The sequence below is a fragment of the Sulfurimonas sp. genome, from assembly GCF_050296975.1.
Taxonomy (GTDB): domain Bacteria; phylum Campylobacterota; class Campylobacteria; order Campylobacterales; family Sulfurimonadaceae; genus Sulfurimonas.
Genome location: NZ_JBNKRX010000036.1, coordinates 172,523 through 198,311, shown reverse-complemented (window position 1 = coordinate 198,311; position 25,789 = coordinate 172,523). Strand labels below are relative to the sequence as shown.

The 25,789-nt window shown below is 34.3% G+C and carries 20 protein-coding genes; 16 read left to right on the top strand and 4 right to left on the bottom strand.

Annotated elements, in window-relative coordinates:
- Positions 1–107: 107 nt before the first annotated feature.
- The 3 genes from ACQY56_RS11670 (at position 108) to acnB (ending at position 3,531) form a co-directional block, all read left to right on the top strand.
- On the top strand, positions 108–377 hold the full coding sequence (locus ACQY56_RS11670) for a type II toxin-antitoxin system RelE family toxin (protein ID WP_428743768.1): 270 nt from the start codon (positions 108–110) through the stop codon (positions 375–377).
- Positions 377–781: a putative quorum-sensing-regulated virulence factor gene (locus ACQY56_RS11665; RefSeq protein WP_428743767.1), complete on the top strand. Its 405-nt coding sequence runs from the start codon at positions 377–379 to the stop codon at positions 779–781. Before ACQY56_RS11670 ends, ACQY56_RS11665 begins: the two co-directional genes overlap by 1 nt.
- Positions 782–987: 206 nt before the next feature.
- Positions 988–3,531 carry a bifunctional aconitate hydratase 2/2-methylisocitrate dehydratase gene (gene acnB / locus ACQY56_RS11660; RefSeq protein WP_428743766.1) on the top strand — a complete coding sequence of 848 codons (2,544 nt, stop codon included), beginning with the start codon at positions 988–990 and terminating at the stop codon, positions 3,529–3,531.
- A gap of 48 nt (positions 3,532–3,579) precedes the next feature.
- Here acnB and ACQY56_RS11655 read toward each other — a convergent pair whose 3' ends face one another.
- Positions 3,580–6,375 (bottom strand): sensor domain-containing protein, encoded by a 2,796-nt coding sequence (locus ACQY56_RS11655; protein WP_428737882.1) that lies wholly within the window; start codon positions 6,373–6,375, stop codon positions 3,580–3,582.
- A gap of 82 nt (positions 6,376–6,457) precedes the next feature.
- Complete coding sequence (lolA, locus tag ACQY56_RS11650) at positions 6,458–6,973, bottom strand: LolA-like outer membrane lipoprotein chaperone (RefSeq protein ID WP_428737881.1); 516 nt, start codon at positions 6,971–6,973, stop codon at positions 6,458–6,460.
- 141 nt (positions 6,974–7,114) lie between these two features.
- On the opposite strand from lolA, the gene secA reads away from it, so the two are divergent.
- Positions 7,115–9,691, top strand: coding sequence for a preprotein translocase subunit SecA (gene secA / locus ACQY56_RS11645; protein ID WP_428737880.1), 2,577 nt, complete (start codon positions 7,115–7,117; stop codon positions 9,689–9,691).
- Positions 9,688–10,890, top strand: a complete 1,203-nt coding sequence (locus ACQY56_RS11640; protein WP_428737879.1) for an ABC transporter permease — start codon at positions 9,688–9,690, stop codon at positions 10,888–10,890. Before secA ends, ACQY56_RS11640 begins: the two co-directional genes overlap by 4 nt.
- Before the next feature lie 9 nt (positions 10,891–10,899).
- On the opposite strand, the gene ACQY56_RS11635 is transcribed toward ACQY56_RS11640, so the two are convergent.
- The gene (locus tag ACQY56_RS11635; RefSeq protein WP_428737878.1) at positions 10,900–14,022 is read right to left on the bottom strand and encodes an AsmA-like C-terminal domain-containing protein; all 3,123 of its coding nucleotides are present in this window, start codon (positions 14,020–14,022) and stop codon (positions 10,900–10,902) included.
- Between ACQY56_RS11635 and mltG the strand changes: the two genes are divergently transcribed.
- The 11 genes from mltG (at position 13,952) to ACQY56_RS11580 (ending at position 24,922) form a co-directional block, all read left to right on the top strand.
- Positions 13,952–14,896: an endolytic transglycosylase MltG gene (gene mltG, locus ACQY56_RS11630; protein ID WP_428737877.1), complete on the top strand. Its 945-nt coding sequence runs from the start codon at positions 13,952–13,954 to the stop codon at positions 14,894–14,896. The two genes, ACQY56_RS11635 and mltG, sit on opposite strands and share 71 nt — an antisense overlap.
- A 127-nt stretch (positions 14,897–15,023) precedes the next feature.
- The gene (locus tag ACQY56_RS11625; protein WP_428737876.1) at positions 15,024–17,195 is read left to right on the top strand and encodes an NADP-dependent isocitrate dehydrogenase; all 2,172 of its coding nucleotides are present in this window, start codon (positions 15,024–15,026) and stop codon (positions 17,193–17,195) included.
- 191 nt (positions 17,196–17,386) lie between these two features.
- Positions 17,387–18,343, top strand: a complete 957-nt coding sequence (gene mdh, locus ACQY56_RS11620; RefSeq protein ID WP_428737875.1) for a malate dehydrogenase — start codon at positions 17,387–17,389, stop codon at positions 18,341–18,343.
- A 2-nt stretch (positions 18,344–18,345) separates the two neighbouring features.
- Positions 18,346–19,197, top strand: a complete 852-nt coding sequence (locus ACQY56_RS11615; RefSeq protein WP_428737874.1) for a fumarate hydratase — start codon at positions 18,346–18,348, stop codon at positions 19,195–19,197.
- 9 nt (positions 19,198–19,206) lie between these two features.
- Complete coding sequence (locus ACQY56_RS11610) at positions 19,207–19,764, top strand: Fe-S-containing hydro-lyase (RefSeq protein ID WP_428737873.1); 558 nt, start codon at positions 19,207–19,209, stop codon at positions 19,762–19,764.
- 26 nt (positions 19,765–19,790) lie between these two features.
- Complete coding sequence (gene sucC / locus ACQY56_RS11605; RefSeq protein WP_428737872.1) at positions 19,791–20,963, top strand: ADP-forming succinate--CoA ligase subunit beta; 1,173 nt, start codon at positions 19,791–19,793, stop codon at positions 20,961–20,963.
- A gap of 5 nt (positions 20,964–20,968) precedes the next feature.
- Entirely contained in the window at positions 20,969–21,841 is an 873-nt protein-coding gene (gene sucD / locus ACQY56_RS11600) for a succinate--CoA ligase subunit alpha (protein ID WP_428737871.1), read from the top strand.
- A 157-nt stretch (positions 21,842–21,998) separates the two neighbouring features.
- Positions 21,999–22,349, top strand: a complete 351-nt coding sequence (locus tag ACQY56_RS11595; protein ID WP_428737870.1) for a 4Fe-4S dicluster domain-containing protein — start codon at positions 21,999–22,001, stop codon at positions 22,347–22,349.
- The gene (locus ACQY56_RS11590) at positions 22,349–23,503 is read left to right on the top strand and encodes a 2-oxoglutarate synthase subunit alpha (RefSeq protein WP_428737869.1); all 1,155 of its coding nucleotides are present in this window, start codon (positions 22,349–22,351) and stop codon (positions 23,501–23,503) included. Before ACQY56_RS11595 ends, ACQY56_RS11590 begins: the two co-directional genes overlap by 1 nt.
- Positions 23,503–24,357 carry a 2-oxoglutarate ferredoxin oxidoreductase subunit beta gene (locus ACQY56_RS11585; RefSeq protein ID WP_428737868.1) on the top strand — a complete coding sequence of 285 codons (855 nt, stop codon included), beginning with the start codon at positions 23,503–23,505 and terminating at the stop codon, positions 24,355–24,357. The genes ACQY56_RS11590 and ACQY56_RS11585 overlap by 1 nt, the downstream gene beginning before the upstream one ends.
- A gap of 10 nt (positions 24,358–24,367) precedes the next feature.
- A complete protein-coding gene (locus tag ACQY56_RS11580; RefSeq protein ID WP_428737867.1) occupies positions 24,368–24,922 on the top strand; it encodes a 2-oxoacid:acceptor oxidoreductase family protein in 555 nt (184 codons plus the stop codon).
- A gap of 79 nt (positions 24,923–25,001) precedes the next feature.
- On the opposite strand, the gene ACQY56_RS11575 is transcribed toward ACQY56_RS11580, so the two are convergent.
- Positions 25,002–25,625, bottom strand: coding sequence for a TetR/AcrR family transcriptional regulator (locus ACQY56_RS11575; RefSeq protein ID WP_428737866.1), 624 nt, complete (start codon positions 25,623–25,625; stop codon positions 25,002–25,004).
- Positions 25,626–25,789: the final 164 nt, after the last annotated feature.

The window sequence follows — 25,789 nt, the reverse complement described above, 5'->3', positions numbered from 1 at the left end:
GATTATACTGATGGTGTGGTAGCTGATAGTGTTACAAAAGAGATCAAAGAGGGAACTATGAAAGTCTATGACAGCAGTGACGTATATGAAGAGCTGGGCATAGAGATTTGAATATAAAGTATTCAGAAAAATCTGTAAAAGACTTAAAAAGCTTCACTCCACCTGACAGAACCTTAATAGCAAAAAAGATTCACTATCTTGCAGATAATTTGGAGATCTTAAAAGAGTCAAAAAAGGTAAGAGAGCTCAAAGAAAGTGAGTTCAAAGATCAGTACAGGTTTACCGTTGCCAAAAAGATACGTGTACTTTTTAGAGTAGAGGGTGATGATATCATTCTTTTGGTATTAAGAGTAGGTTTTAGGAAAGATGTTTATTAATGAATACTGCAATGACTAAACCAAAATTTATCTTCACAAAACACACAAACTCCTTTAGTGTAAATATAGAGAACCTTGAAGAGCTTAGTGTAGAGCAGATACAAAATATACAAAAATTTGTAGAGCAGAGAAAGGGTGTGTTCGATTTTGAGACATACTCGTTTACCATACAAAAAAGACTTGATTTCAGTGAGTTCGCAGCTCTTTTAGAACATATAGGGTTGGATGCTTACTGCGAGGAGAAAAACCTGTCGTTTAAAACAGATGTCAGGATAGACTTCGGACAATACAAAGGGATGCGTTACAACGAGCTTCCGGACTCGTACCTGTTGTGGCTAAAGGCGAATTATAAAGGTAAGGACTCACAGGTGATCGAGATGGAGCTAAAAAGCAGGAGCCTGTAAGCTATACAAAATTTAACAGTTTAGAGCCTGTAATATGTATAAATCTGTTTTTACTGCATAGTTGAGTAAAAATCGAAAAAGCATATGTTACGAATATATACATGGCTTGCACAAAATCATTATAAATTGTTTACTTTAGTAACATATACAATTTTCCCCATTTTTATTTTGATATAATCCTACAAATTTATTTACAGGAACTGTTTATGGCGTTTATTGAAGACTATAAAGCACATGTTACTGAAAGAGAAGCACTAGGTGTACCGGCACTTCCACTTTCAGCTGAACAAACTGCAGAACTAATAGAGTTAATTAAGAGTGATTGTACAGATGAGTTGTTAGACCTTCTTACAAATCGTGTATCTCCGGGTGTTGATGACGCGGCATATGTTAAAGCGGCATTTTTAAATGATGTAGCTGCTGAGAAAGTAAGCGTTGCGGCTATCGCTCCTGAAAAAGCTGTTGAGATCCTTGGTATGATGCTTGGTGGTTACAATGTTAAGCCTCTTGTAGATGCTTTAAGCTCAAGCAATTCTGCTGTCGTAGAAGCTGCTAAAGAAGCACTAAAGCACACTTTACTTGTATATGATGCATTTAACGATGTAGAGGAGTTACACAAAGCTGGTAACGCAGCAGCAACTGAAGTTATGACTTCATGGGCTAACGCTGAGTGGTTCACATCTAAGCCAGAATTAGCTGAAGAGATCACGGTTACTGTATTTAAAGTTCCGGGTGAGACTAATACAGATGACCTTTCTCCTGCTTCTGAAGCGTTTACTCGTTCAGATATCCCTCTACACGCTAACTCAATGCTGGTAGCTAAGATGGACGATCCGATCAACACGATCAAATCTTTAAAAGAAAAAGGTAACCCTATCGCTTACGTTGGTGATGTTGTTGGTACCGGTTCATCTCGTAAATCAGGTGTAAACTCTGTTCAATGGCACATGGGTGAGGATATTGCAGGTGTACCTAACAAGCGTACTGGCGGTGTTGTTCTTGGCGGTATCATCGCTCCTATCTTCTTCGCTACTTGTGAAGATTCAGGTGCTCTTCCGTTAGAGCTAGATGTTACACAAATGGAGACTGGTGACGTTGTTACTATCTATCCATATAAAGGTGAAGCTCATAAAAACGGTGAGTGTATCGCTACATTTAAACTAAACCCTAACACTATCACTGATGAAGTACGTGCTGGTGGACGTATCCCTCTTATCATCGGTCGCGGTTTGACTTCTAAAGCTCGCGGTGTACTTAGTATGGGTGCAAGTGATGCATTCTTGACTGCTGAGCAGCCTGCTGATACTGGCAAAGGTTACACACTAGCTCAAAAAATGGTAGGTAAGGCTTGTGGCATGGAGGGTGTACGTCCAGGTATGTATGTTGAGCCTGTTACTTCTACTGTTGGTTCTCAAGATACTACAGGTCCTATGACTCGTGATGAGATCAAAGAACTAGCAGCTCTAGGATTTAATGCTGATCTTGTAATGCAATCTTTCTGTCACACTGCTGCGTATCCAAAGCCATCAGATGTTACAATGCATAACACTTTACCAGATTTTATCTCTATGAGAAGTGGTGTAGCACTTCGTCCTGGTGATGGGGTTATCCACTCTTGGTTAAATAGAATGGTTCTTCCAGATACCGTAGGTACTGGTGGAGATTCTCATACACGTTTCCCAATTGGTATATCTTTCCCTGGTGGTTCAGGTATCGTTGCATTTGCTGGTGTAACAGGCTCTATGCCACTTACTATGCCAGAGTCTGTACTTGTTAGATTTAAAGGTGAATTACAAGAGGGCATTACATTACGTGATCTTGTAAATGCTATTCCTCATCAAGCTATTAAAGAGGGACTTTTAACTGTTGAGAAAAAAGGTAAAAAGAATATCTTTGCTGGTCGTATTTTAGAGATCGAGGGTCTTCCACAATTAAAAGTTGAACAAGCGTTTGAGCTTTCTGATGCTTCTGCTGAGAGAAGTGCAGCTGCTTGTACTGTAAGATTAGATAAAGAACCTGTAATTGAATATTTAAAATCTAATGTTGTTCTGTTACAATCTATGATCGATGCTGGTTATGAAGACCACAGAACTCTTGCTCGTCGTATCACTAAAATGGAAGCATGGTTAGCAAATCCAGAATTAATGGAACCAGATGCAGATGCAGAATACGCAGCAGTAATTGAGATCGATCTAGATCAAATCACTGAGCCAATCTTAGCATGTCCAAATGATCCAGATGATGTTGCAACTCTAAGTGAAGTTTTAGCATCAGATAGACCAAAAAATATTGATGAAGTATTTGTTGGCTCATGTATGACAAATATTGGTCATTACCGTGCACTTGGTGAAGTATTAAAAGGTGAGGGTGCAGTTCCAACTCGTCTATGGGTATGTCCTCCAACAAAAATGGATGAGAAACAATTAACACAAGAGGGATACTATGCTCTTTATGGTGCTGCAGGTGCTAGAACTGAGATTCCAGGATGTTCATTATGTATGGGTAACCAAGCGCGTGTTGGTGATAATGCAATAGTATTCTCAACTTCAACTCGTAACTTTGATAACCGTTTAGGTAAAGGTGCTCAAGTGTACCTTGGTTCTGCAGAGTTAGCAGCTGTTTGTTCACTTCTTGGCAAAATTCCAACAAAACAAGAGTATTTAGACCTAACTAAAAAAATAGTAGGAAAAGAAGCAGATATCTATAAATATCTTAACTTCAATCTTATTCAAGATTACAAATTAGCATAATCTTGCTTTTTACATGCCATAATCGGCATGTAAAACTTTCAATTTTTCTTAAAAATTATTTTTTTTATAGTATTTCTCAAAACTTTTTATATCCATTGGTTTAGCGTAATAATATCCTTGAATCTCATCGCATCCAAGTTTACCCAGTAGTTTTACAGTTTGTTGATCTTCAACACCCTCAGCAATTGTTTTTAACCCCAAACTTTTTGCCATTTTGATAATACTTTTAACAATAACTCTATCATCATTATCATGAAGAATATTGATGATAAAAGAGCGATCAATTTTAAGTTTATCAACATCAAAACGTTTAAGATAAGAAAGAGATGAATATCCAGTTCCAAAATCATCTATAGAGAGTTGAATACCAAGACCTTTAAGTACAGAGATATTTGCAAGAGCATTTTTGGCGTTATTCATCATTACAGACTCTGTAATCTCTAGTTCTAAATATTTTGGGTCATATTGAGCATTTAAGAGAGATTTTGAGATGGTTTGAATTAAATCACCCCTTTGAAACTGAATGGCAGATATATTGATAGCCAAGTTTAATTTTTTTCCCTCTTTTTGCCATAATGCTCCTTGTCTACATGCTTCGAATATAATCCAATCACCAAGTTCTACAATATGCCCACTTGTTTCAGCAATAGTAATAAAGCTACTTGGTTCTAAAAATCCAAAATCCTTGCTGTTCCAACGAATAAGTGCTTCAACACCTATAATTTTACCACTTGAGAGTTCAATCTGTGGTTGGTAATAAAGTTCAAATTCATTTTTTTGAATCCCTTCAAGAATTTTATTTTGAATTTTTAGTTGATTTAAAAGTCGAGAGCTACTTCCTTGTTGTGAAAAGCTATAAATATTTTTCCCTTTTTCTTTTGCTTTATACATTGCTAAGTCAGCTTCTTTTAAAAGAGTATCATAATCTTTTCCATTTTCAGGGTACAAAGAGATACCTATAGAGGCTGAAAGAGAGAATGTATAGCCATTTGCATGAAAGGATTCTTGAAAAAGGTCTATAATTTTTTGAGCTATTTGTGTCGTACTAGCAATTGAATCTAAATCTGTTGCAATAAGAAGAAATTCATCACCACCGTGTCTACTTACAGTGTCATTTTGACGAAGGTTCTTTGTTAATCGTTTTGCAACCGATTTAATCACTTCATCCCCTATATTGTGCCCAAGTGAATCATTAATTGTTTTAAAATTATCAAGATCGATAAAGAAGATCCCCACAATTAGATGATCTCTTTTAGCATGTGCTATAGCCCTTTCCATTCTATCTTTAGTTAAAATGCGATTGGGTAGTTTTGTTAAAGGATCATAAAAAGCAAGGAATTCTTTTTGTTTTTCAGACTCTTTTTCTTGAGTAATATCTATTACAAAACCATGGAATATAACTCCTCCATCAGGATGAAAATTTGGTTTAAAGGTACATTGAACCCATCGCAAGTTTTTTGTTACGGGATGAATAGTACGGTATTGTGCATGCCAAATACTCATATTAGACACAGATTTATCAATATCCAGTTTGATTTGTTTTTGATCTTTTGGATGATGTAAATTTAAGAGTGTTTCAATGCTTTGTTGTACATCTTGGGGGTTGATCCCATAAAGTTCATAAATATTTGGCGATACATAAGGCATAAATGCCTTGCTACCATCAGCTGGAATATAAAGACTACCAATCATCCCTGGAGCAGTCTCAACTAAGGTACGAAACTCTTGCTCTTTTGTTGCTAAGGTATCTTGCAAGGTGTATACATCTGTCATATTCCATCCAGCAGTTAAAACACTTTTGAGATCTCCATTTTCATCAAATTCGGGAACTATATTTAAACTATGTATCTCAGTTTTATTTCCAACAACAGCTATGGGGACTCTTTCTAAATAAATTGTTTTATGTGTTTTAATAACCTCTTGAAAAGCTTTTTGAATTTCTAAACATCGAGTGCCTAAAACATCTTTGAGATGTTTTCCTTTAATATCATTGAGATTAAATCCAAGTGCTTTTTGAAGTGTTTGATTTATATATAAATATCTGCCTTGCGTATCCCATCGAACTATATACATCGGAATGTTTTCCGCAAGGGAATAGTACTCCTCTTTACTTTGTAGAAGTTCTGTTTCCATCCTTTGTTGTTCACGTATATCTTTGACTAAAGAGATTCGAAATCGAATGTTATCGTACATAAAGGTTGAAGCAGAGATTTTGACATCTATAATTTCTCCATATTTAGTTCGATGGGAAGAATTTACAGTAAACTCATCTAAATCCCTTAAATTTTGAAGCTCTTTTTTAGAATAGTGTGCATCCAAATCTTTGACATACATATCCAAAAATTCATTTTGCGTATATCCTAACATTTCAGTTGCCATTTTATTTGTATAAAGTATTTTTCCATCTTCTGAATGATTGATGATATATACTGCATCACTTGCGTTATCGATTGCTACTTGTAAAATGGAAAGAAGTTGTTGTTCACGTTTTCTTCTCTCTGTATTATGAGCTATTGAGAAAAAAAAATCTTGATTATTATAGTTTGTATGAGATATATCTAATTCGACAGAAAAAATATCACCATTTTTTCTTTTATGTTGTGTTTGTACTGATGAAATTTTTTTTTGAGGGTTGTTGATTTGTTGTTTTAAATCTTTTAGTTTTTTTTGCGTTAAAAGAGGGTCTATATCAAAAGCACGCATGGTAAGCAACTCTTTAGACGTATATCCTAAAGATTGACAAGCTGCCTCATTGACATAGATAAAATGGCTTGTTTCATCTGTAATAAAAACAGGATCGGAAATAGTATCTAATGAATGCAGTAAAATACGTTTAGATAACATACATCAAGCCTTTTAAAGAGAGTGTATCTAAACTTATTATAACATAAAATATTTTTTATTGGTTGTGAACTCTAGAGATGTTTTAATCTCGAATAACGTCAAATCCTTGAGGAATATATGGATTGAAAATATCTATTTTTATTGATTCATTAACTTTTTGATTTTTAAATATTATCTCTATTTTATTTTCAAACTCATCTGTGTAATGAATAGACTCCACATTAAGTCCTTTTGTATATATAGTGTACTTTACATTATTAAAAACAGCGCTAAAGAGATCTTTTTTAATCTCTTTAGCACTTTTTAAAAGTGTAAAAAAATCAAAATTGCTATCAATCGTTTTTATAATAGCTTGTTCAAGTTCTGGTTCAACCATAATCACCTTATTTTTTAATACATATACAGTTTTATCGATTGGTTGTGTATATTTCCAAAGGGCATAGCTTGGTTTTGAAGCTTGTATAGTTCCAAAATAGGTTATTTTTTTATTTTTTTCATCAGTTATACTTTGTTCAAAATCTGCTTGAAAATTATTTAAATCAATGATATTTGCAAAAAGAATTGAACCAAATAGTAAGGTTAAAAAAAAGTGTTTCATTTAGGATTCCTAGAATATATTTTGTATTAAGATTATATCAAAGAAGTCATTTATACTTTCTATAAACTTTTCTGTGATAAAATTATAGCAATTTCAAGTTACTATATAGTAAACTATATAGTTGATTATATAAGGTTGCAGATGCTACAAGCATTAATAGGTAAGATAATTGGTACAGCAAACGATAGAGAATTAAAAAAATATTTTAAACGTGTAACAAAGATAAATGCTCTTGAAAAACAGTATGAAGTTTTGAGTGATGAGGAGTTACAAGCAGCATTTGATGAGTTGAAAAAAAGTGTTGTAAATGGGAACAAATCACTAAATGATGTTTTAGAGGATTCATTTGCGATTACAAGAGAGGCTTCTAAACGTATTTTAGGGATGCGACACTTCGATGTACAACTTGTTGGTGGTATGGTGTTACATGATGGAAAAATCTCTGAGATGAAAACAGGTGAGGGGAAAACACTTGTTGCAACGCTTCCAATTGTTTTAAATGCTATGAGTGGCAAAGGTGTACATTTAGTTACTGTAAATGATTATCTTGCAAAACGTGATGCAACTGAAATGGCACCACTGTATGAATTTTTAGGTTACAGTGTTGGTACTATTTTAGAAAATATGTATGATGCTTCAGAGAAACGTGCAGCATATGGTGCTGATATCACATATGGTACAAACAATGAGTTTGGTTTTGATTATCTACGAGACAATATGAGTTACTCACAGGAAAATCAAGTACAGCGTGGGCATAACTTTGTTGTTATTGATGAAGTTGATTCTATTTTGATCGATGAAGCAAGAACACCACTTATTATCTCAGGTCCTACAAATCATAAAATGCAAGATTATATCCGTGCCAATAGTGTAGCTCTTGGTATGGAAAAAGACACACACTTTACTGTAGATGAAAAAGATAGAATCGTTTTACTTACAGAAGAGGGTATTACAAAAGCTGAGGAGCTTTTTGAGGTAGAAAATCTTTATAGTATTGAAAACTCATCACTCTCACATATTCTAGATCAAGCACTAAAATCAAACTATCTTTTTGAGTGTGATGTTGATTATGTTGTAAGAGACAATGAAGTCGTTATTGTTGATGAGTTTACAGGGCGTTTAAGTGAGGGGAGACGTTTCTCGGAAGGTTTACACCAAGCACTCGAAGCAAAAGAGGGTGTAACAATTAAAGAAGAGACACAAACTTTAGCAGATATCACTTTCCAAAACTATTTTAGAATGTATGATAAATTAGCTGGTATGACAGGTACAGCTGAAACAGAAGCAACTGAACTTGCACAAATATATAGTCTTGATGTTGTTTCTATCCCTACAAATATCCCTATAGCAAGAGAAGATTTGAATGATCTCATTTATAAAACAGAGGGTGAAAAATTTGATGCTGTAATTGCAAAAATTAAAGAGTTACAAAAAACTGGTCAGCCAGTACTTATTGGTACCGCGTCGATTGAAAAGTCTGAAGTTTTACATGCTCTGCTTCAAAAAGAAAAAATTACTCATACAGTGCTAAACGCAAAAAACCATGCACAAGAGGGTGAGATCATTAAAGATGCTGGTCAAAAAGGTGCTGTAACGATCGCTACAAATATGGCTGGACGTGGTGTTGATATTAAAGTAAATGATGAAGTTCGTGCTTTAGGTGGTTTATATATTGTAGGTACTGAGCGACATGAAAACCGTCGTATAGACAATCAGCTTCGTGGGCGTTCTGGTCGTCAAGGTGATCCGGGAAAAACACAGTTCTATCTCTCTTTAGAAGATAATTTACTTCGTATTTTTGGATCAGATAAGATCAAGTCAATTATGGAGCGACTTGGTGTTGAAGATGGTGAATATATCGAATCTAAGATGGTTACACGTGCAGTTGAAAAAGCACAGAAAAAAGTTGAAAATATGCACTATGAAGGGCGTAAGCACATCTTAGAGTATGATGATGTGGCAAATGAGCAAAGAAAAATCATCTATAAATTTAGAAATCAGTTATTGGATGATGAGTATGATGTTTCTTCAAAAATCAAAGAGATAAGAGAAGAGTTTATTACACATATTCTTGGAAGTGCAGGGATTTATGAAGGGTTACCTGAGGAAGATTATAATTTAGAAACATTAGCAGAGCTACTAAAAGAAGAGATCAATACTGAAGTTGATGTAAATTCTTTACAATCTTTAGAGTATGAAAAATTATATCAGTATCTTTTAGATGGTATAACAGCATCATATGAAGAAAAAATGTCTGTACTTGATGAAAAAACGCGTAACGAAGTTGAGCGAGAACTTTATCTTAGAGAATTAGATAATGATTGGAGAGATCATCTTTATGCAATGGATGGGATGAAAACAGGTATCCGTTTACGTGCATATAACCAAAAAGATCCATTAGTTGAGTATAAAAAAGAAGCATATAATCTTTTTACAGAGCTGACTCAAAGTTTAAAATTAGGTGTTGTAAAAACATTGCAGATTATTCAGTTTAAAATAGAATCTGCCGAAGAGGAAGCGCAAAAACTTGCCCAAGAATTAGCGCAAAGACAAAAAGCACAAGAGCAGATGATGCAATTTAATTTGTCTGAAAATGAAGATGATGGTTCTTTAGCCAAAAAAACAGCACGAAATGAACCATGCCCATGCGGAAGTGGTAAAAAATATAAACAATGCTGTGGGAAAAGTGGACCTAAAAAAGGTGTATTTGCATCTTGAAAAAGAATTTGATTACCTATTTAGTTAAAAAGTTTTTACGCTTTGATAAAGAACAACCTTTTATCTTTATCTCGGCACTTTTGGCTTTTTTAGGTATTACATTAGGTGTTATGGTACTTTTAATCGCTATGGCACTTATGAACGGTTTTGATAATGAGTTTAAAAAGAAGCTCACTATTATGAACTACCCCTTAACAGTTCTTCCAAAATTTTATGGTGCTGTAAATCAAGATCTTATTATCGATTTAGAATCAAAATTTCCAAACTTACATTTTAGCCCTTATGTACAATCTGCAGTAATCTCAAAAAGTGGCTCAAAACTCGAAGGTGGTTATATTTTTGGTATTCACTTTGAAGAGGAAGCTAGGGTTAATAGCGTTTTAAAAAGTGCAATAGATGGAAAAACATTTGATAAATTTGATGTCATTGTAGGAAAATCACTTAAAGATGAGTATCAACTCGAATTAGATGATAAGTTGATGTATATTTTTACAAATATTGAACCAGGAGGATTTGGTGTTACTCCTAAACTTAAACGTTTTGAAGTCAAATCTGTGTTTGATTCTGGATTATCTGCATATGATAAAGCATATCACTATACATCTTTAAGTTCATTACAAACGCTTCTTAGAATGCCATCAGGTATGTATGATGGGATTCATATCTATTCAAATAATCCAAGAGAAGATATCAAACTTATTGCTAAAGAGCTTCCTGTAACTGTAGCTGTAAAAGGTTGGTGGCAAGATAATGTCAACTTTTTTGCAGCTTTAGAGATGGAAAAGACATCTTTATTTATCGTTCTAATGCTTATCATTTTAATCGCTTCAATAAACATCATCTCATCACTTCTGATGACTGTAATGAATAGAAGAGGGGAGATAGCACTTTTACTCTCTTTAGGTGCTACAACTACTGAAATCAAAAAAGTGTTTTTGTATCTTGGAATTGTTATAGGAATTGGTGGAATTCTTGCTGGAATTATTCTAGGTCTTAGTGGGATATGGGTGCTTGGAACTTTTGATATTATTGATCTTCCAAAAGATGTTTATCCAACAGCTACACTTCCACTTGATTTGAGTATGAATGACTTTTTCATGATTGTCTTTGGTGCATTTGTGATTGTTGTACTTTCTTCATATTATCCAGCTAAAAAAGCAAGTGAAGTAGATATTTTAACAGTTTTAAGAAACGAATAGTTAGTATAGCTATTCAAAAAGCTTTAAAGGTAACTTGAGCGTTCTTTTTATAATATTTAGAGGTGCTACAATCACCTCTTTTGCAAGAGCTGATTCGATTTTTGGATCACTTAACTTCCCTGTGATTTTTACACTTGTTGAGATCGCTTTACCATCAAAAATAATATAGCCAACTAAAGGGATTTTTGACATATCACTCCCTATATCCGTTTTTAATGTCATAGACATATCTACTGAATCATTTTTGACATCAGCTTTCCCAGTAGCAGAGATTTTTAACTCTTTAGAATCCATATACATCTCATTAACATTATAAATCCCGTGATCGTAATCAAATTTAAGATATGCATGATTCATAAAGAGCCCGTTTTTGCTATATCCTGGTATAGAGAAAGTGATAAGTGAAGGGATGGTATTGATAAAAGCTAAAACATTATTTAAAAGCCTATAATCCATTAAAGTACTTTTTTCTATTAGAAATACACCTGAGTATTTATTGAGGGTACCATCGACATTAAAATCAAAAGTTCCATTTTTAAATTTTGAAAATATAAAAAGTTTCTCCATAAACTGATCTCCAAAACCTTCTCCATAGAGATGAAAGTTTTGATCTTCGAGTTTAAAACCAGCTTTTCCATTTTGATGTTGTAGTTGTGCTGTAAAAATATTGTTATGGTATTGCGCCATAAAAGTATCGTAAAGCGCATTTCTTCCATCTCCAAGGTAGATCATAGAGTTGAAAGCTTTAAGAGTAACATCAACAGAGGTATTTGATTCATTGTTATCAACAGTGGAGAATAGTTTAGTGATTTCAGGGAGAGAAACCGCACTATTGTGTAAAGTTATTGCAACATCATCTTTAACTGAAATATTGACGTTTTGATTTACTTTGATATAAACATTTTGTTTTTTAGTTACTCTTCCAGAGATGTTATACTCTTTTACAGGTTGATTATCGTGCATTAAAATTTTATATGGATAGTTGATTTTACCTTGAAATCTTGTAGTATTATCATCGAGTTTTTTATAAAACTCTATTTCACCATTATCTATATGATACTTTTTCATAAGATCAGAATATCTTGATAAATTTTCTAAAGCACTCAGTTTGAGCGACCACTTTTCATTATCAACACTAAAGCTTGAACGTGACTCTAAAGATTCTATTTTTAACCCATCATCCTTGATAGACGCACTGAGTAACACTTTTTTCTTTTTAAATATAGTTGTAGGTGTTTTTGGATTTTTGATAACTAGATCATTAAAGCTAAAATGTGCCTTTTGTTTTTGGAAATCATATCGTGCATATAAACGTGTTTTTGTAAACTTTCCAAAAGATATAGTTGGATTTTTTATATAAAGATTATTGTTTTTTAACTCAAGAGTTAAATTAGATACGGTAATGTCACTGTTGATAATATTGAGATAGATGTCATCGAGGGATTTAATTGAAAAAACATTATCTTTGTATTCAAGTTTAAAAGGTGTATTGGAACGTGTTGATTTAATCCCAGCATATTGAAAATTTAAAAGGTCTAAACTTAAATCTGCTAAAAGATTTTTAAGATCAATATTTCCAGATATAAATCCATCAGCCGTATTTTTTAGTGAACAATATGTTGTTGGGATATTTATCTTATAAGTGTTGATATCTAAAGGCATATCAATTTTATCAACATTAAGTTGGAATGTTTTTAAGGTCCACTGTGAGCTATCTACTGAAAGAATGTCCTGTTTTTTATCTATATAATAAGTCGCTTTGAGAGGTTTTTTAGTAAGTTGGATTTGATCTTTGATTTTACATTTTGTGATTTCAAACTTCACATCCCCTTTTGATTCTTTTGCATTATATTTTATATCCACTTTTGCATCAATCATATCTTTATAGTGTGCGCTCATGTTTTGTACATTGATGTCGTAGTTGTTAAGTTGGAGTTTTAAGTTTTCTATATCAAAATCTTGCCCTAGATAGTGAAAGTTTCCTTTGTCACTTACAAATGTACCATTTGCATCAACACCTATAGTATGTAGGTTTACGACAAGTTGAAGATCAGTTTTTACAGTGCCACTATTTTGTTTTATAGGCAAAGTGATTTTATATGTTTTTAAAATATTAAGAATATTTTTATCAAGTGTTGGTGAGAAGTTTAAAAAAAGGCTAAGGAGTTCCTCTTTTTTTGTAAAATCAATTTTTAGCCAACTTTTTTCTAAATCAAAAGCATATGAAAAAGCTTCTTGAGGGCGTATACATAAAACACCATCTTTAAACTCAAGATCAGTATGGTCAGTATGAACAGCATCAAGTTTTTGGTTATAAAAATACTCTAGTTTATTTGCCGATGCTACTACATGTATATTTTTAAATCCTTCAGATAAATTATTAAAATCTAAAAAGCCATTGATTGCATAAATATCTAAATTTTCCAACTCTATAGCATCATATATCCAGTAGTGAATCTCTTTTGGAAAAGGGATATCGTGCATAATGGTTTTGATATCTTGAATTTTATTATGAGAGAGTACTTTATAGTCAATTCTTTCATCATTTGCAGCTGTATAGAGTGTTAAATTTGCATCGTTATTGATACTCAAATTAATTTTTGAAAAGCTATTCAAATTGAAAGGGTTGAGATAAATATCCCCATTTACTGATATTTTATCATACTCAAACTGCTTGATGTGAATAAGAAGATGTTTTTCATTGATTGCCAAAGCTGTTGCAAGTTGAAGCTCTTTAGAGTGCAAAGAAAGTTTCAAGTCCTCTTGAGGTTTATAGCTTAGTTTTCCTTCTATACTTTTGTATTTAAAGTCACTTATTACAATTGAATCAAAGAGGTTCATTATATGATAAAAACTTTTCGAATAATGCAGGAGATGTTTCTTATCTATACTGTTTTGTGCACTTGATGAAGTAGGAGAGATATCTAGATGTTCTACATAAAGATTTAATTTATGATCCCATTTTAGATAAAGCTTTTTTATACTAATATTTGATACTGAAAAATCTTCTAGATATAAACCATTTTGAAGAACTATAAACCCTAAAAAAAGAGTTAAAAAAATGAAAGATAAGAAGCTGATAATTGCAGAATGGATCTTAGATATAGTGCTAATTATAATTGTATCTTTCATCTATTACCTAAATAAACCTATTCAAACACCTAGAGTTCTTTATATACCTCAAGGTTCTATAAATCAAATTATATCACAAATGCAACGAAATAATTTTGATGTTTGTAAATTGGATTCACTCCTTTTACGAGCGCTTGGATCTCCACAAAGTGGGTGGATAGATATGGATAATACTACAAATATTAAAGCAGATTTTTTATATAAGTTAACAAAAGCAAAGGCTGCACTACAAAATGTAACACTTATACCTGGCGAAACAACATATATCTTTTTACAGCAATTATCACAAGAATTAAATCTTGACTTTGAAACTTTACAAAATGAGTTTATACAACACTCACCAATAGAAGAGGGGGTTTTAGTGCCTAATACTTATAAAATTCCAATGGGAATTACAGAAAAAGATTTAATTGCACTCCTACTCAAACAATCTATAAGTAAGATGCAAGAGTTCTCCTATAAACTCTTTGGTAACTACAATGAAACAAAATGGTTTTCTTATCTAGCAATTGCATCAATTATTCAAAAAGAATCGGCAAATAATGAAGAGATGCCACTAGTGAGTTCTGTTATCTATAATAGACTGAAAAAGGGGATGAAGCTACAAATGGATGGGAGTTTAAACTATGGAAAATACTCACATATAAAAATCACTCCACAAAGAATAAAAAATGATAAGTCTTCTTATAATACATATATCTATAAAGGTGTTCCAAAAATTCCCATTTGTAATGTAAGCTTTGAAGCTATTCAAGCAGCAATATTTCCTGCTAAAACCAATTATCTCTACTTTATGAAGTCCAAAAAGGGTACTCATAACTTCACATGTAACTATTCTACACACATACAAAATGTACATAATGCTACGAAATGAAACATTTTTAAAATAAACGTTCTTGTTTTGTAAAGCTTGACAAATATTACCTATCTTAGTGCTATCATTAAACTTGTAAAATCCATGTAATCTAAATGGGTTAAAAAATAAATATTAAGGACATAGCATGTCAAAAATTATTTGGTCAAAAATTGACGAAGCTCCGGCTTTAGCTACATACTCGTTCTTACCAATAGTACAAAAATTTTGTGCAGCTGGTGGCGTAGATGTAGAGTTAAGTGATATTTCATTAGCTGGACGTGTTCTTGCGGCAATGGGTAAAGCAGAAGATAACTTAGCAAAGCTAGGTGAAGAAGTTTTGCAACCTGAAGGTAACATCATTAAATTACCAAATATTTCAGCTTCAATTCCACAATTAAAAGAGTGTATTGCTGAATTACAATCTCAAGGTTATGATATTCCAAATTATCCTGAAGACCCTAAAACTGATGATGAAAAAGCATTACAAACTCAATATGCTACTTGTCTTGGTTCTGCAGTTAACCCTGTATTACGAGAAGGGAATTCAGATAGACGTGCAGCTGCAGCTGTTAAAAACTTTGCACAAAAAAATCCACATAAACTACGCCCTTTTGCAGAAAATTCAAAAGCATATGTTGCATCTATGGATAGTGATGATTTTTATGCAAACGAACAATCAATCATCGTTGATGGTGAGCAAAATGTAACAATTGAGCTTAACGGTGAAGTGTTAAGAAATGTAGATGCTAAAGATAAAGAGATTTTAGATGCAACTTTTATGTCTGCAAAAGCTTTAAGAGCATTTTATAAAAAATCTATTGAAGATGCAAAAGCAAATGGTGTTCTTTGGTCATTACACTTAAAAGCTACAATGATGAAAGTTAGTGATCCTATTATGTTTGGTCATGCTGTTGAAGTATTTTTTGCAGATGTATTTGAAAAATATGCTGAAGAATTCGCTAAACTTGGTGTAAATGCAAACCTTGGTCTTGGTGATTTAGAGAAAAAACTTCAAAATTCTGATAAAAAAGATGAAATCCTTGCAGCTATTAAAGATATTATCAATAACGGTGATGTTAATATTGCTATGGTTGATAGTGACAATGGTATCACTAACTTACACGCTTCAAATGACATCATTATTGATGCTTCTATGCCTGTTGTTATTCGTGATGGCGGTAAGATGTGGAACAAAGATGGAAATGTGCAAGAGTGTGTATCTGTAATTCCAGATAGATCATACGCTAACTTCTATCGCCCTATGGTTGAAGATTGTGTTGCTAACGGTCAATACGATGTGAGTACAATGGGTAACGTTGCAAATGTTGGTCTTATGGCACAAAAAGCTGAAGAGTATGGTTCTCATCCAACTACTATCGAAGTTCCTGCTGATGGTGTTATGGAAGTTAAAGATGCATCTGGTAATGTTCTTATGAGTCACAATGTTGAAAAAGGTGACATCTACAGAATGAGCCGTGCAAAAGATATCCCGATCAAAGATTGGGTTCGTCTTGCAGTTGAACGCGCTCGTTTAACTGGTAATCCAGCTGTATTTTGGTTAGATGAAAATCGTGCACACGATGTGAACATGATCAAAAAAGTGAATGAATATCTTAAAGATCATGATACTTCAGGTTTAGAACTTCCAATCATGGATATTGAATCTGCAACTAAATTTACCAATGCTCGTGTACGTGCAGGTAAAGACACTATCTCTGTAACTGGTAACGTTCTTCGTGACTACCTAACAGATATGTACCCGATTTTAGAACTTGGAACTTCAGCTAAAATGCTTTCAATCGTTCCTTTACTTGCTGGTGGTGGTTTATTTGAGACTGGTGCTGGTGGAAGTGCTCCTAAACACGTTGATCAATTCCTTGCAGAAGGGCATTTACGCTGGGATTCACTTGGTGAGTTTTTAGCACTTGCTGAATCTTTAAGATATATTGAACAAAAACACCCAAGTGCAAACCTTGCTACTGTAACAGCTGCACTAGATATTGCAAATCAAGGCTACCTTGATAACAATAAAGCTCCAAGTAGAAAAGCTGGTGAACCAGATAATAAAGCATCTCATTTCTTTGTTGCACAGTACTGGGCAAAAGCATTAGCAACATCTGACAATGCAGACTTAGCAGCTAAATTTGCTCCTGTTGCCACTGCTTTAGAAGAAAATGAAGCTAAAATCATGGAAGAACTACTTTCAGTTGAGGGTAAAACACAAGATATCGGTGGTTACTACCATCCAGATGATGCAAAAGCAAATGCTGCTATGCGTCCATCTGCTACATTAAACGCTATTATAGACGCTATATAAGCTAAAATCACATGCTTTTGCATGTGGTTTTCACTTTTTTTATGAAACTATTTGGATACGGTTTTATATAAAAGGTGAAAATAACTTCACCTTAATATGATACATAGTATACTCTTAAATGTTGTGTGTTCGCACATATTGTTTAAGTGTATCTAAATGTGTGTCATAGTATATAATATTAAGGAGCATAAATGAATCAAGGTAAAAGAGTTGGGATTGTAGGTGCTGGTAATGTTGGAGCAACTGTAGCTTACTCTCTAGCAATGCTCGGATCTTGTCATGAGATTATCCTACGTGATAATAAAATTGATGTAGCAAAAGGAAAAGCCCTAGATATGTCTCAAGCAGCTTCAGCGGTAAGAAGTCATACAGTTGTAAGTGTAGCTGAGGATATATCTGATTTAGTTGATTGTGATGTTGTTGTAGTAACTGCAGGAAGTCCGAGACTTCCAGGAATGAGCAGAGATGATCTTCTTATGATTAATGCAAACATTACAAAAGATGTAATTCAAGGGATTGCAAAATATTCTCCAAATGCTGTAGTTATTATGGTTTCTAATCCATTAGATGCAATGACATATGTAGCACTTAAAGAAAGCGGGTTTGATAGAAGTCGCGTAATTGGTATGGCTGGTATTTTAGACAGCTCACGTATGGCGGCATTTATTCAAGAAAAACTTGGTTATGGTGGAGGGCAAATCCGTGCTTCAGTTATGGGCGGACATGGAGACGATATGGTTCCACTTCCAAGATATTCAACTGTTGCGGGTGTGCCTCTTTCAGATGTTCTAACTCCAGATGAGATTAGTGAAATTGTTGATCGTACACGTCATGGTGGTGCTGAGATCGTAGGTTATTTAAAAACTGGTTCTGCTTATTATGCTCCTGCAAAATCTACAGCTATTATGGTAGATGCTATTTTAAAAGATACAAAACAAATTCATCCTTGTGCAGTTTACCTTGATGGTGAATATGGTTACAGCGATGTTGTATCTGGGGTTCCAGTTATGTTAGGGGCTAAAGGTGCTGAAAAAATCATTGAAGTAACTTTAGATGATAAAGAAAAAGCAATGTTCAAAAAATCTTGCGATTCTGTTCAAACACTAATAGATACTTTAAATAAAAATAATTTTTTTGAGGAAAAATAATTATGCGTGAAATTGCATATGAAGAGATTGTAAAAAACGTTAGAGATATTATCGTTTATTCTGCATGTAACTTACCAAAAGATGCATTAGATGCTTTAAAAGATGCATATGAAAATGAAAAAAGTCCTGTAAGTAAAGAGGTTTTAAAACAACTTCTTGAAAACTCTGATATCGCTAGTAAAGAAGCAAGACCTTTATGTCAAGATACTGGTCTTGCAGTATTTTTTGTAAAGGTTGGTGCTGATGTAAAAGTGGTTGGTGGACTTTTAAAAGATGCTATAAATGAAGGTACTGCAAGAGGGTATGAAGAGGGATATTTAAGAGCTTCAACATGTGAGCCTTTTTCTCGTGCAAACTTAAAAGATAAAATCGGTTACAACCTTCCTGCAATTATCCACTTTGATATTGTAGAGGGTGATAAAATTGATATCGAATATGCTGCAAAAGGTGGTGGAAGTGAAAACGTATCTCGTGCACGTGTTTTTCCACCAGCAGCTGGAAAAGATGGTGTTGTTTCGTTTGTAAAAGAGTGTATCAGTGATGCTGGACCAAACCCTTGTCCCCCAATTACAGTAGGTGTTGGTATTGGCGGTACGTTTGAGAAAGCTGCAATATCAAGTAAACATGCACTTTTTAGAAATATTGGGAGTGTAAATGAAGACCCAGAGATGGCTGAATTAGAAGAGAGAATTTTAACTGAGATCAATAAACTTGGAATCGGTGCTATGGGTATGGGTGGAACTAAAACAGCATTGGCTGTACATATCGAAGCAAACCCATGTCATATCGCTTCATTACCAGTTTCAGTTAATGTGCAATGTCATAGTTCAAGACATACACATATCACAATATAAGGTGCAATAATGAGTCAAACATACTATCTAACAACACCATTAACTGAAGAAACAACTAGAAAGTTAAAAGCGGGTGATATAGTTTATCTAAGCGGTGTAATTTATACTGCACGTGATGCTGCACATAAGAAGCTTGTTGATCTGATTGAAGCTGGAGAGCAACTTCCATTTGATTTAGAAGGAAGTGTGATTTATTTCGTTGGTCCAACACCGCCAAAACCAGGTGATCCTATAGGAAGTGCAGGTCCAACAACTAGTTATAGAATGGATAGCTATTCTCCAACGATGCTTAAATACGGTTCAAAGGGGATGATAGGCAAAGGTAAAAGAAACCAAGATGTAATTAATGCTTGTAAAGAGTATGGTGGTATCTATTTTGGAGCGACTGGTGGAGCTGGTGCACTACTAGGAAAACAGATTAAAAGTGCAGAAGTGATTGCATATCCAGAACTTGGTCCTGAAGCTGTTAGAAAATTAACAGTTGAAGAGTTTCCAGTTACAGTTATCAATGATACTTATGGTCAAGACCTTTATCAAATGGGTCGTGAACAATACGAAGTAAAATAACTTCCACTTTAAAACAAGGAGAATAAATGAATATACATGAATATCAAGCAAAACAAATTTTTGCTAAATATGGTGTACCAACACCAAGAGGTATTGTGGCAAACACGCCAGAACAAGCTTTTTTAAATGCACAAGAGCTTGGTGGAAATATTTGGGTTGTAAAAGCGCAAATCCATGCTGGTGGACGTGGTCTTGGCGGTGGTGTAAAACTTGCTAAGTCACATGATGAAGTAAAACAACTTGCATCTGAAATTTTAGGTATGCAATTAGTAACTCACCAAACAGGACCTGAGGGTAAACTTGTTCAAAAGGTTTACATCGAAGAGGGTGCAGACATTAAAGATGAGTTATATCTTGGTGTTGTTTTAGATCGTGCTAAAGAGATGCCAGTTATCATGGCTTCTACTGAAGGTGGTATGGAGATCGAAAAAGTAGCAGAAGAGACTCCAGAGAAGATCATTAAAGTTGCAGTTGATCCAGCTGTTGGTTTTCAAGGTTTTCATGGACGTGAATTAGTTTTTGGTCTTGGTATTACTGATCCAGCAGAGCAAAAGAAATTTATTCAATTTGCTTCAAAACTTTACAAAGTGTATATGGAAAATGACGCAGAATTAATTGAGATTAATCCTTTGATCAAAACTGGAGCAGGGGACTTCCTGGCACTAGATGGTAAAATGGGATTTGATGATTCAGCTCTTGGACGTCATCCAGATATCGAAGATATGCGTGATATCTCTGAAGAAGATGCTGATGAGAGAGAAGCGAGCCGTTATGGTCTTTCATATATCTCTTTAGATGGTGAAATCGGTTGTATGGTAAATGGAGCTGGATTAGCGATGGGTACTATGGATACGATCAACTATATGGGTGGAACTCCTGCAAACTTCCTTGATGTTGGTGGAAAAGCAAATGCTGAAACAGTTGCAAAAGGTTTTGAGATCATTCTTAAAAATCCTAAAGTAAAAGCTATTTTTGTAAATATTTTTGGTGGAATTGTTAGATGTGATCGTATTGCCAACGGAATCTTAGAGGCAACAAAACTTGTAGATGTACACGTTCCAGTTATTGTACGTCTTGATGGTACAAACGCACCAGAAGCAGCTGAAACTCTTAAAAATGCTGGTATTTCAAATGTTATTGCAGCAACAGATTTAGCAGATGGTGCTGCAAAAGCAGTAGCTGCAGCGAAAGGGGAATAATTTATATGAGTATTTTAGTAAATAAAGATACAAAAGTTATCGTTCAAGGTTTCACAGGGAAAGAGGGTACTTTCCATGCTGAACAATGTATAGCATACGGTACAAACATTGTTGGTGGTGTTACACCAAACAAAGGTGGTCAAGAGCATTTAGGTAAGCCAGTTTTCAATACTGTAAAAGATGCAGTTGCAACTACTGGTGCTACTGTTTCTATGATCTTTGTTCCACCTGCATTTGTAAGTGATGCTGTTATGGAAGCTGCTGATGCTGGGATTGAACTTGCTGTAATTATTACAGAAGGTGCTCCAGTACGTGATATGCAAGCTGCAAAAGCATTTGCCACAAAACACGGAATGATGACAATCGGACCAAACTGTCCTGGTATTATCACGGCAGAAGAGTGTAAAATCGGAATTATGCCTGGTATGATCTTCAAGAAAGGCAACGTTGGTCTTATCTCTAAATCTGGTACTTTAACTTATGAGGGTGCAAACCAAGTTGTAAAACAAGGTTTTGGTATCACTACTGCAGTTGGTATTGGAGGGGACCCAATTATTGGTCTTTCGTATAAACAACTTTTACCAATGTTTGAAGCAGATCCTGAAACTGAAGCGATCGTTATGATTGGTGAAATCGGTGGGGATTTAGAGATCCAAGCTGCTAAATTCATTAAAGAAAACATCACAAAACCAGTTGTTGCTTTTATTGCGGGTCAAACAGCTCCTAAAGGGAAACGTATGGGTCATGCAGGAGCTATTGTTTCTGGCTCAGCAGGTACTGCGAAAGAGAAAATGGAAGCTTTAGAAGCTGCTGGTGTTAAAGTTGTTGTAAGCCCAGCTGAGATTGGAAAAGCAGTAGCAGAAGTTTTATCAAAGTAACAAACTGAAACAGTGTGAGCCTAGAGTGTTACCAAAAGGTGCACTTTTAAGGCGATAACAGCACATTTTATGGCGAAATTATTAAAACTTAGCTACTCTTTCTGTATTGAAAGTAACATACAAATAAATATTTGTATCTTAAAAATTAGGAGAATAAATGGGAACTTTTAAAACTGAAAACCCTGGTAACCAACCTGTTTGGGTTAATACGAACAACTGTAAAGCTTGTGATATTTGTGTTTCTGTATGTCCATCTGGAGTACTTGGTATGAAATACGATATTAACTCTACTCTTGGTGCTATGATTTCAATCGATCATCCTGAATCTTGTATCGGATGTAGTGAGTGTGAGCTTTCATGTCCTGACTTTGCTATCTATGTAGCAGATAGAAAAGAGCTTAAAGAAGCTGGACTTAGTTTTGCAAAACTTACAGATGAAGCAAAAGCTCGTCAAGAAAAAATTATTGCAAACAACTATATGTCGCTTAGTGAAGAAGGAGTTAAGTAATGGCAAGAGAAGTTATTTCAACAGGAAATGAGTTAGCAGCAAAAGCTGCAATAGATGCCGGAGCAAAGTTTTTTGGTGGTTATCCAATTACTCCATCATCTGAAGTAATGCATGTTGCATCTGACCTTTTACCAAAAGTTGGTGGAACTGCTATTCAAATGGAAGATGAAATTGGTGGAATTTCGGCGGCACTTGGTGCTTCTATGACTGGTACAAAATCTTTCACTGCAACTTCAGGTCCTGGTATTTCACTTAAAGCTGAGCAAATTGGTCTTGGTTTTATAGCGGAAGTTCCTTTAGTTATTGTTAATGTTATGCGTGGTGGTCCATCAACTGGTCTTCCAACTCGTGTATCTCAAGCTGATATTGGTCAGGCACAATACCCAACTCATGGAGATTATGCTTCTATCACTTTATGTGCTGGTTCACTTTCTGAGTGTTACACTGAAACAGTTCGTGCATTTAACTTAGCTGAAAAATATATGACACCAGTATTTATCCTTTTAGATGAGACTATTGGACATATGCATGGTAAAGCTATTCTTCCAGATTTAGCAGATGTTGAAGCTGCAAATGTTACACGTGCAAAATTTGAAGGTGATCCTTCAGAGTATAAGCCGTATAAAGTTCCAATGAATGAACCAGCTGTATTAAACCCAATGTTTGAAGGTTATAAGTACCACATTACTGGTCTTCACCATGGTGATGAAGGTTTCCCAACTGAAGATGCTGCTCAATGTGAGTTTAACATTGAAAGACTAGTTGGTAAGGTGAACACTGTAGCTGCAGAGAATGATGGTTTAGATGATTTACCAGATTACGAAGAGTACAGAATGGAGGATGCAGAAGTTTGTGTCATCGCATATGGTTCTATCGGTCTTGGTGCATATGAAGCTGTTGAAAAACTTCGTGCTGAAGGTATCAAAGCTGGTATGTTTAGACCAATTATGTTATGGCCAAGTCCTGCTAAAAAGATTGCTGAAATTGGTGAAAAATTCGGGGATAAAATCTTTATCACTGAACTTAACATGGGTCAATACTCAAAAGAGATTGAAAGAATCATTAAAAGAGATGATTTTACAACTTTACTTAAAGCAAATGGTCGTCCAATCGCACCTGCTGAGATGGTAGCAAAAGTTAAGGAGATGATGTAATGGCATTTAATTATGATAAATATTTACGTGTAAATAAGATGCCAACACTATGGTGTTGGGGTTGTGGTGATGGTGTTATCTTAAAAGCTACTATCCGTGCAATTGAAAAAATGGGATGGGATATGGACAAAGTTTGTATTGTATCTGGTATTGGTTGTTCTGGACGTTTTAGTTCATATATCAACTGTAACACTGTACACACTACACATGGTAGAACTGTAGCGTATGCGACTGGTATTAAGTTAGCTAGACCAGATGCAAATGTTATCGTTGTTGCAGGTGATGGTGATGGTCTTGCAATTGGAGGGAATCATACTATTCATGGTTGTCGTCGTAATATTGACCTTAACTTTATCCTTATCAATAACTTTATTTACGGTTTAACAAACTCACAAACTTCTCCAACAACTCCAAGAGGTATGTGGACTGTTTCTCAAAAGAATGGAAATATCGACCCAACTTTTAATGCTTGTAATCTAGCAATAGGGGCAGGGGCTAGTTTTGTTGCTCGTGAAAGTATGATTGATCCGAAAAAACTAGAGAAAATTTTAGTAAAAGGTTTTTCACACAAAGGTTTTAGTTTCATAGAAGTTCTTTCAAACTGTCACATTAACCTTGGTCGTAAAAATATGATGAAAAATGCTATGGAAAACCTTGATTGGATCGATAGCATCTCTATGCCACTTAAAAAATGGGAAGCTCTTAGTGATGAAGAAAAAGAAAATAAACTTCCAACAGGTGTTTTAAAAGAGGCAGAACAAGAAGAGTACTGTGAAATGTATGCCCAAATTCAAGCTGCTGCACAGAAAAAACGTGGAAAAATCACTCAAGATGATTTTGCTAAGAAAATATAAGGAGTCATAGATGAGAAATACTTTACGCTTTACTGGTGTTGGTGGGCAAGGGGTTTTACTTGCTGGTGAAATTATGGCTGCTTGTAAAATTCAAAATGGTGGTAACGGTTTAAAAACTGCTACATATACATCACAAGTTCGTGGTGGTGCTACTGTTGTTGATATCACTCTTGATGACAATGAAATTCGTTATCCATATGCAAATGAGGGTGAAATTGATTTCATGCTTTCAGTTGCAAATGTAAGTTACAACCAATTTAAAAATGGTGTAAAAGAGGGTGGAATCATTGTAGTTGATCCAAATCTTGTTCATCCAACTGATGAAGATAGAAAAAAATGGACCATCCATGAGATTCCAATTATTACTATTGCAAAAGAAGAGGTTGGAAATGTTATTACTCAATCTGTTGTTGCTTTAGCAATTACAAATACTATGACAGAAGTTCTTCCAGAACAATCTCTTATAGATACTATGCTTTCAAAAGTTCCAGAAAAAGTTCATGCTGCAAATAAAAAAGCATATGAGCTTGGAAAAAAATACGCTTTAGAAGCTATGGGTAAATAATTTACTATATAGTAAACTATATAAAAGCAGCTCTTGAAGAGCTGCTTTTTTTATATTAATATTTAATACTAAATAATATCTAACTTTTTATTTTGATACTTTCCCAAAAAAAGTCCACATGTCTTTCAAACTGCGTTGATAAACTATCCACAGATTTAGAATCAAAACGTAGTAGAGTGATCTGAAAACGTATATAAAACAATGTTGATAAAAACTCATATGAAACCATCATAGGATCATTAGAAGCTATGAGATTGTTTTGCATCATTATAAAAAAGCCCTCAGAAAGCGTTTTAATATTTTCTTGATGGAATTGTGTCATAAACTGCTCTCTAAGCTCACTATTTTGTAAAAGCTCTATCATAAGTAGTTTGAACATACTTTCGCTTTTTTTATCAAATGTAAGCATCTTATACTGCATGGCAAATTTTTGTAAAAAAGGTTTTCCTCTAATTGATAGCTCTTTTATCTCTTCACCTGAGAGTGAAAAAGGGGAGCTAAATATACTTTGTGCTATCTCTAAAAAGATTGCCTCTTTATTTTGAAAGTGATTATACAAAGCACTCTCTCTAATACCCACTTCTGAAGCAATTTTTCGTACACTTGTAGCCTTATAACCATTGTTTGAAAAGAGGGTACTTGCAACTTTAAGTATCTTTTCCTTTGTACCACTTCTTTTTTGAATATCCCTATTTTCAGGCATTTTAACCCCTTTCTTTGACTATGTGAACATTTGTTAATATCTTTAAAAGTATATATGAACATTTGTTAATTTACACTTAGTTAAAAAGAACACTTGTTCATATAATAAAAGAATAAAATGAACAACTGTTAATATGTAAATATAAGCACATTTAAAACTTCTTT

What these genes read in the sequence shown, in the direction of transcription:
- ACQY56_RS11610 (WP_428737873.1), top strand. Translation starts at nt 19,207, where the DNA reads ATGAGTCAAACATACTATCTAACAACACCATTAACTGAAGAAACAACT.
- mdh (WP_428737875.1), top strand. Translation starts at nt 17,387, where the DNA reads ATGAATCAAGGTAAAAGAGTTGGGATTGTAGGTGCTGGTAATGTTGGA.
- sucD (WP_428737871.1), top strand. Translation starts at nt 20,969, where the DNA reads ATGAGTATTTTAGTAAATAAAGATACAAAAGTTATCGTTCAAGGTTTC.
- lolA (WP_428737881.1), bottom strand. Translation starts at nt 6,973, where the DNA reads ATGAAACACTTTTTTTTAACCTTACTATTTGGTTCAATTCTTTTTGCA.
- secA (WP_428737880.1), top strand. Translation starts at nt 7,115, where the DNA reads ATGCTACAAGCATTAATAGGTAAGATAATTGGTACAGCAAACGATAGA.
- ACQY56_RS11625 (WP_428737876.1), top strand. Translation starts at nt 15,024, where the DNA reads ATGTCAAAAATTATTTGGTCAAAAATTGACGAAGCTCCGGCTTTAGCT.
- sucC (WP_428737872.1), top strand. Translation starts at nt 19,791, where the DNA reads ATGAATATACATGAATATCAAGCAAAACAAATTTTTGCTAAATATGGT.
- ACQY56_RS11595 (WP_428737870.1), top strand. Translation starts at nt 21,999, where the DNA reads ATGGGAACTTTTAAAACTGAAAACCCTGGTAACCAACCTGTTTGGGTT.
- ACQY56_RS11635 (WP_428737878.1), bottom strand. Translation starts at nt 14,022, where the DNA reads ATGAAAGATACAATTATAATTAGCACTATATCTAAGATCCATTCTGCA.
- mltG (WP_428737877.1), top strand. Translation starts at nt 13,952, where the DNA reads ATGAAAGATAAGAAGCTGATAATTGCAGAATGGATCTTAGATATAGTG.
- ACQY56_RS11655 (WP_428737882.1), bottom strand. Translation starts at nt 6,375, where the DNA reads ATGTTATCTAAACGTATTTTACTGCATTCATTAGATACTATTTCCGAT.
- acnB (WP_428743766.1), top strand. Translation starts at nt 988, where the DNA reads ATGGCGTTTATTGAAGACTATAAAGCACATGTTACTGAAAGAGAAGCA.
- ACQY56_RS11615 (WP_428737874.1), top strand. Translation starts at nt 18,346, where the DNA reads ATGCGTGAAATTGCATATGAAGAGATTGTAAAAAACGTTAGAGATATT.
- ACQY56_RS11585 (WP_428737868.1), top strand. Translation starts at nt 23,503, where the DNA reads ATGGCATTTAATTATGATAAATATTTACGTGTAAATAAGATGCCAACA.
- ACQY56_RS11575 (WP_428737866.1), bottom strand. Translation starts at nt 25,625, where the DNA reads ATGCCTGAAAATAGGGATATTCAAAAAAGAAGTGGTACAAAGGAAAAG.
- ACQY56_RS11580 (WP_428737867.1), top strand. Translation starts at nt 24,368, where the DNA reads ATGAGAAATACTTTACGCTTTACTGGTGTTGGTGGGCAAGGGGTTTTA.
- ACQY56_RS11665 (WP_428743767.1), top strand. Translation starts at nt 377, where the DNA reads ATGAATACTGCAATGACTAAACCAAAATTTATCTTCACAAAACACACA.
- ACQY56_RS11590 (WP_428737869.1), top strand. Translation starts at nt 22,349, where the DNA reads ATGGCAAGAGAAGTTATTTCAACAGGAAATGAGTTAGCAGCAAAAGCT.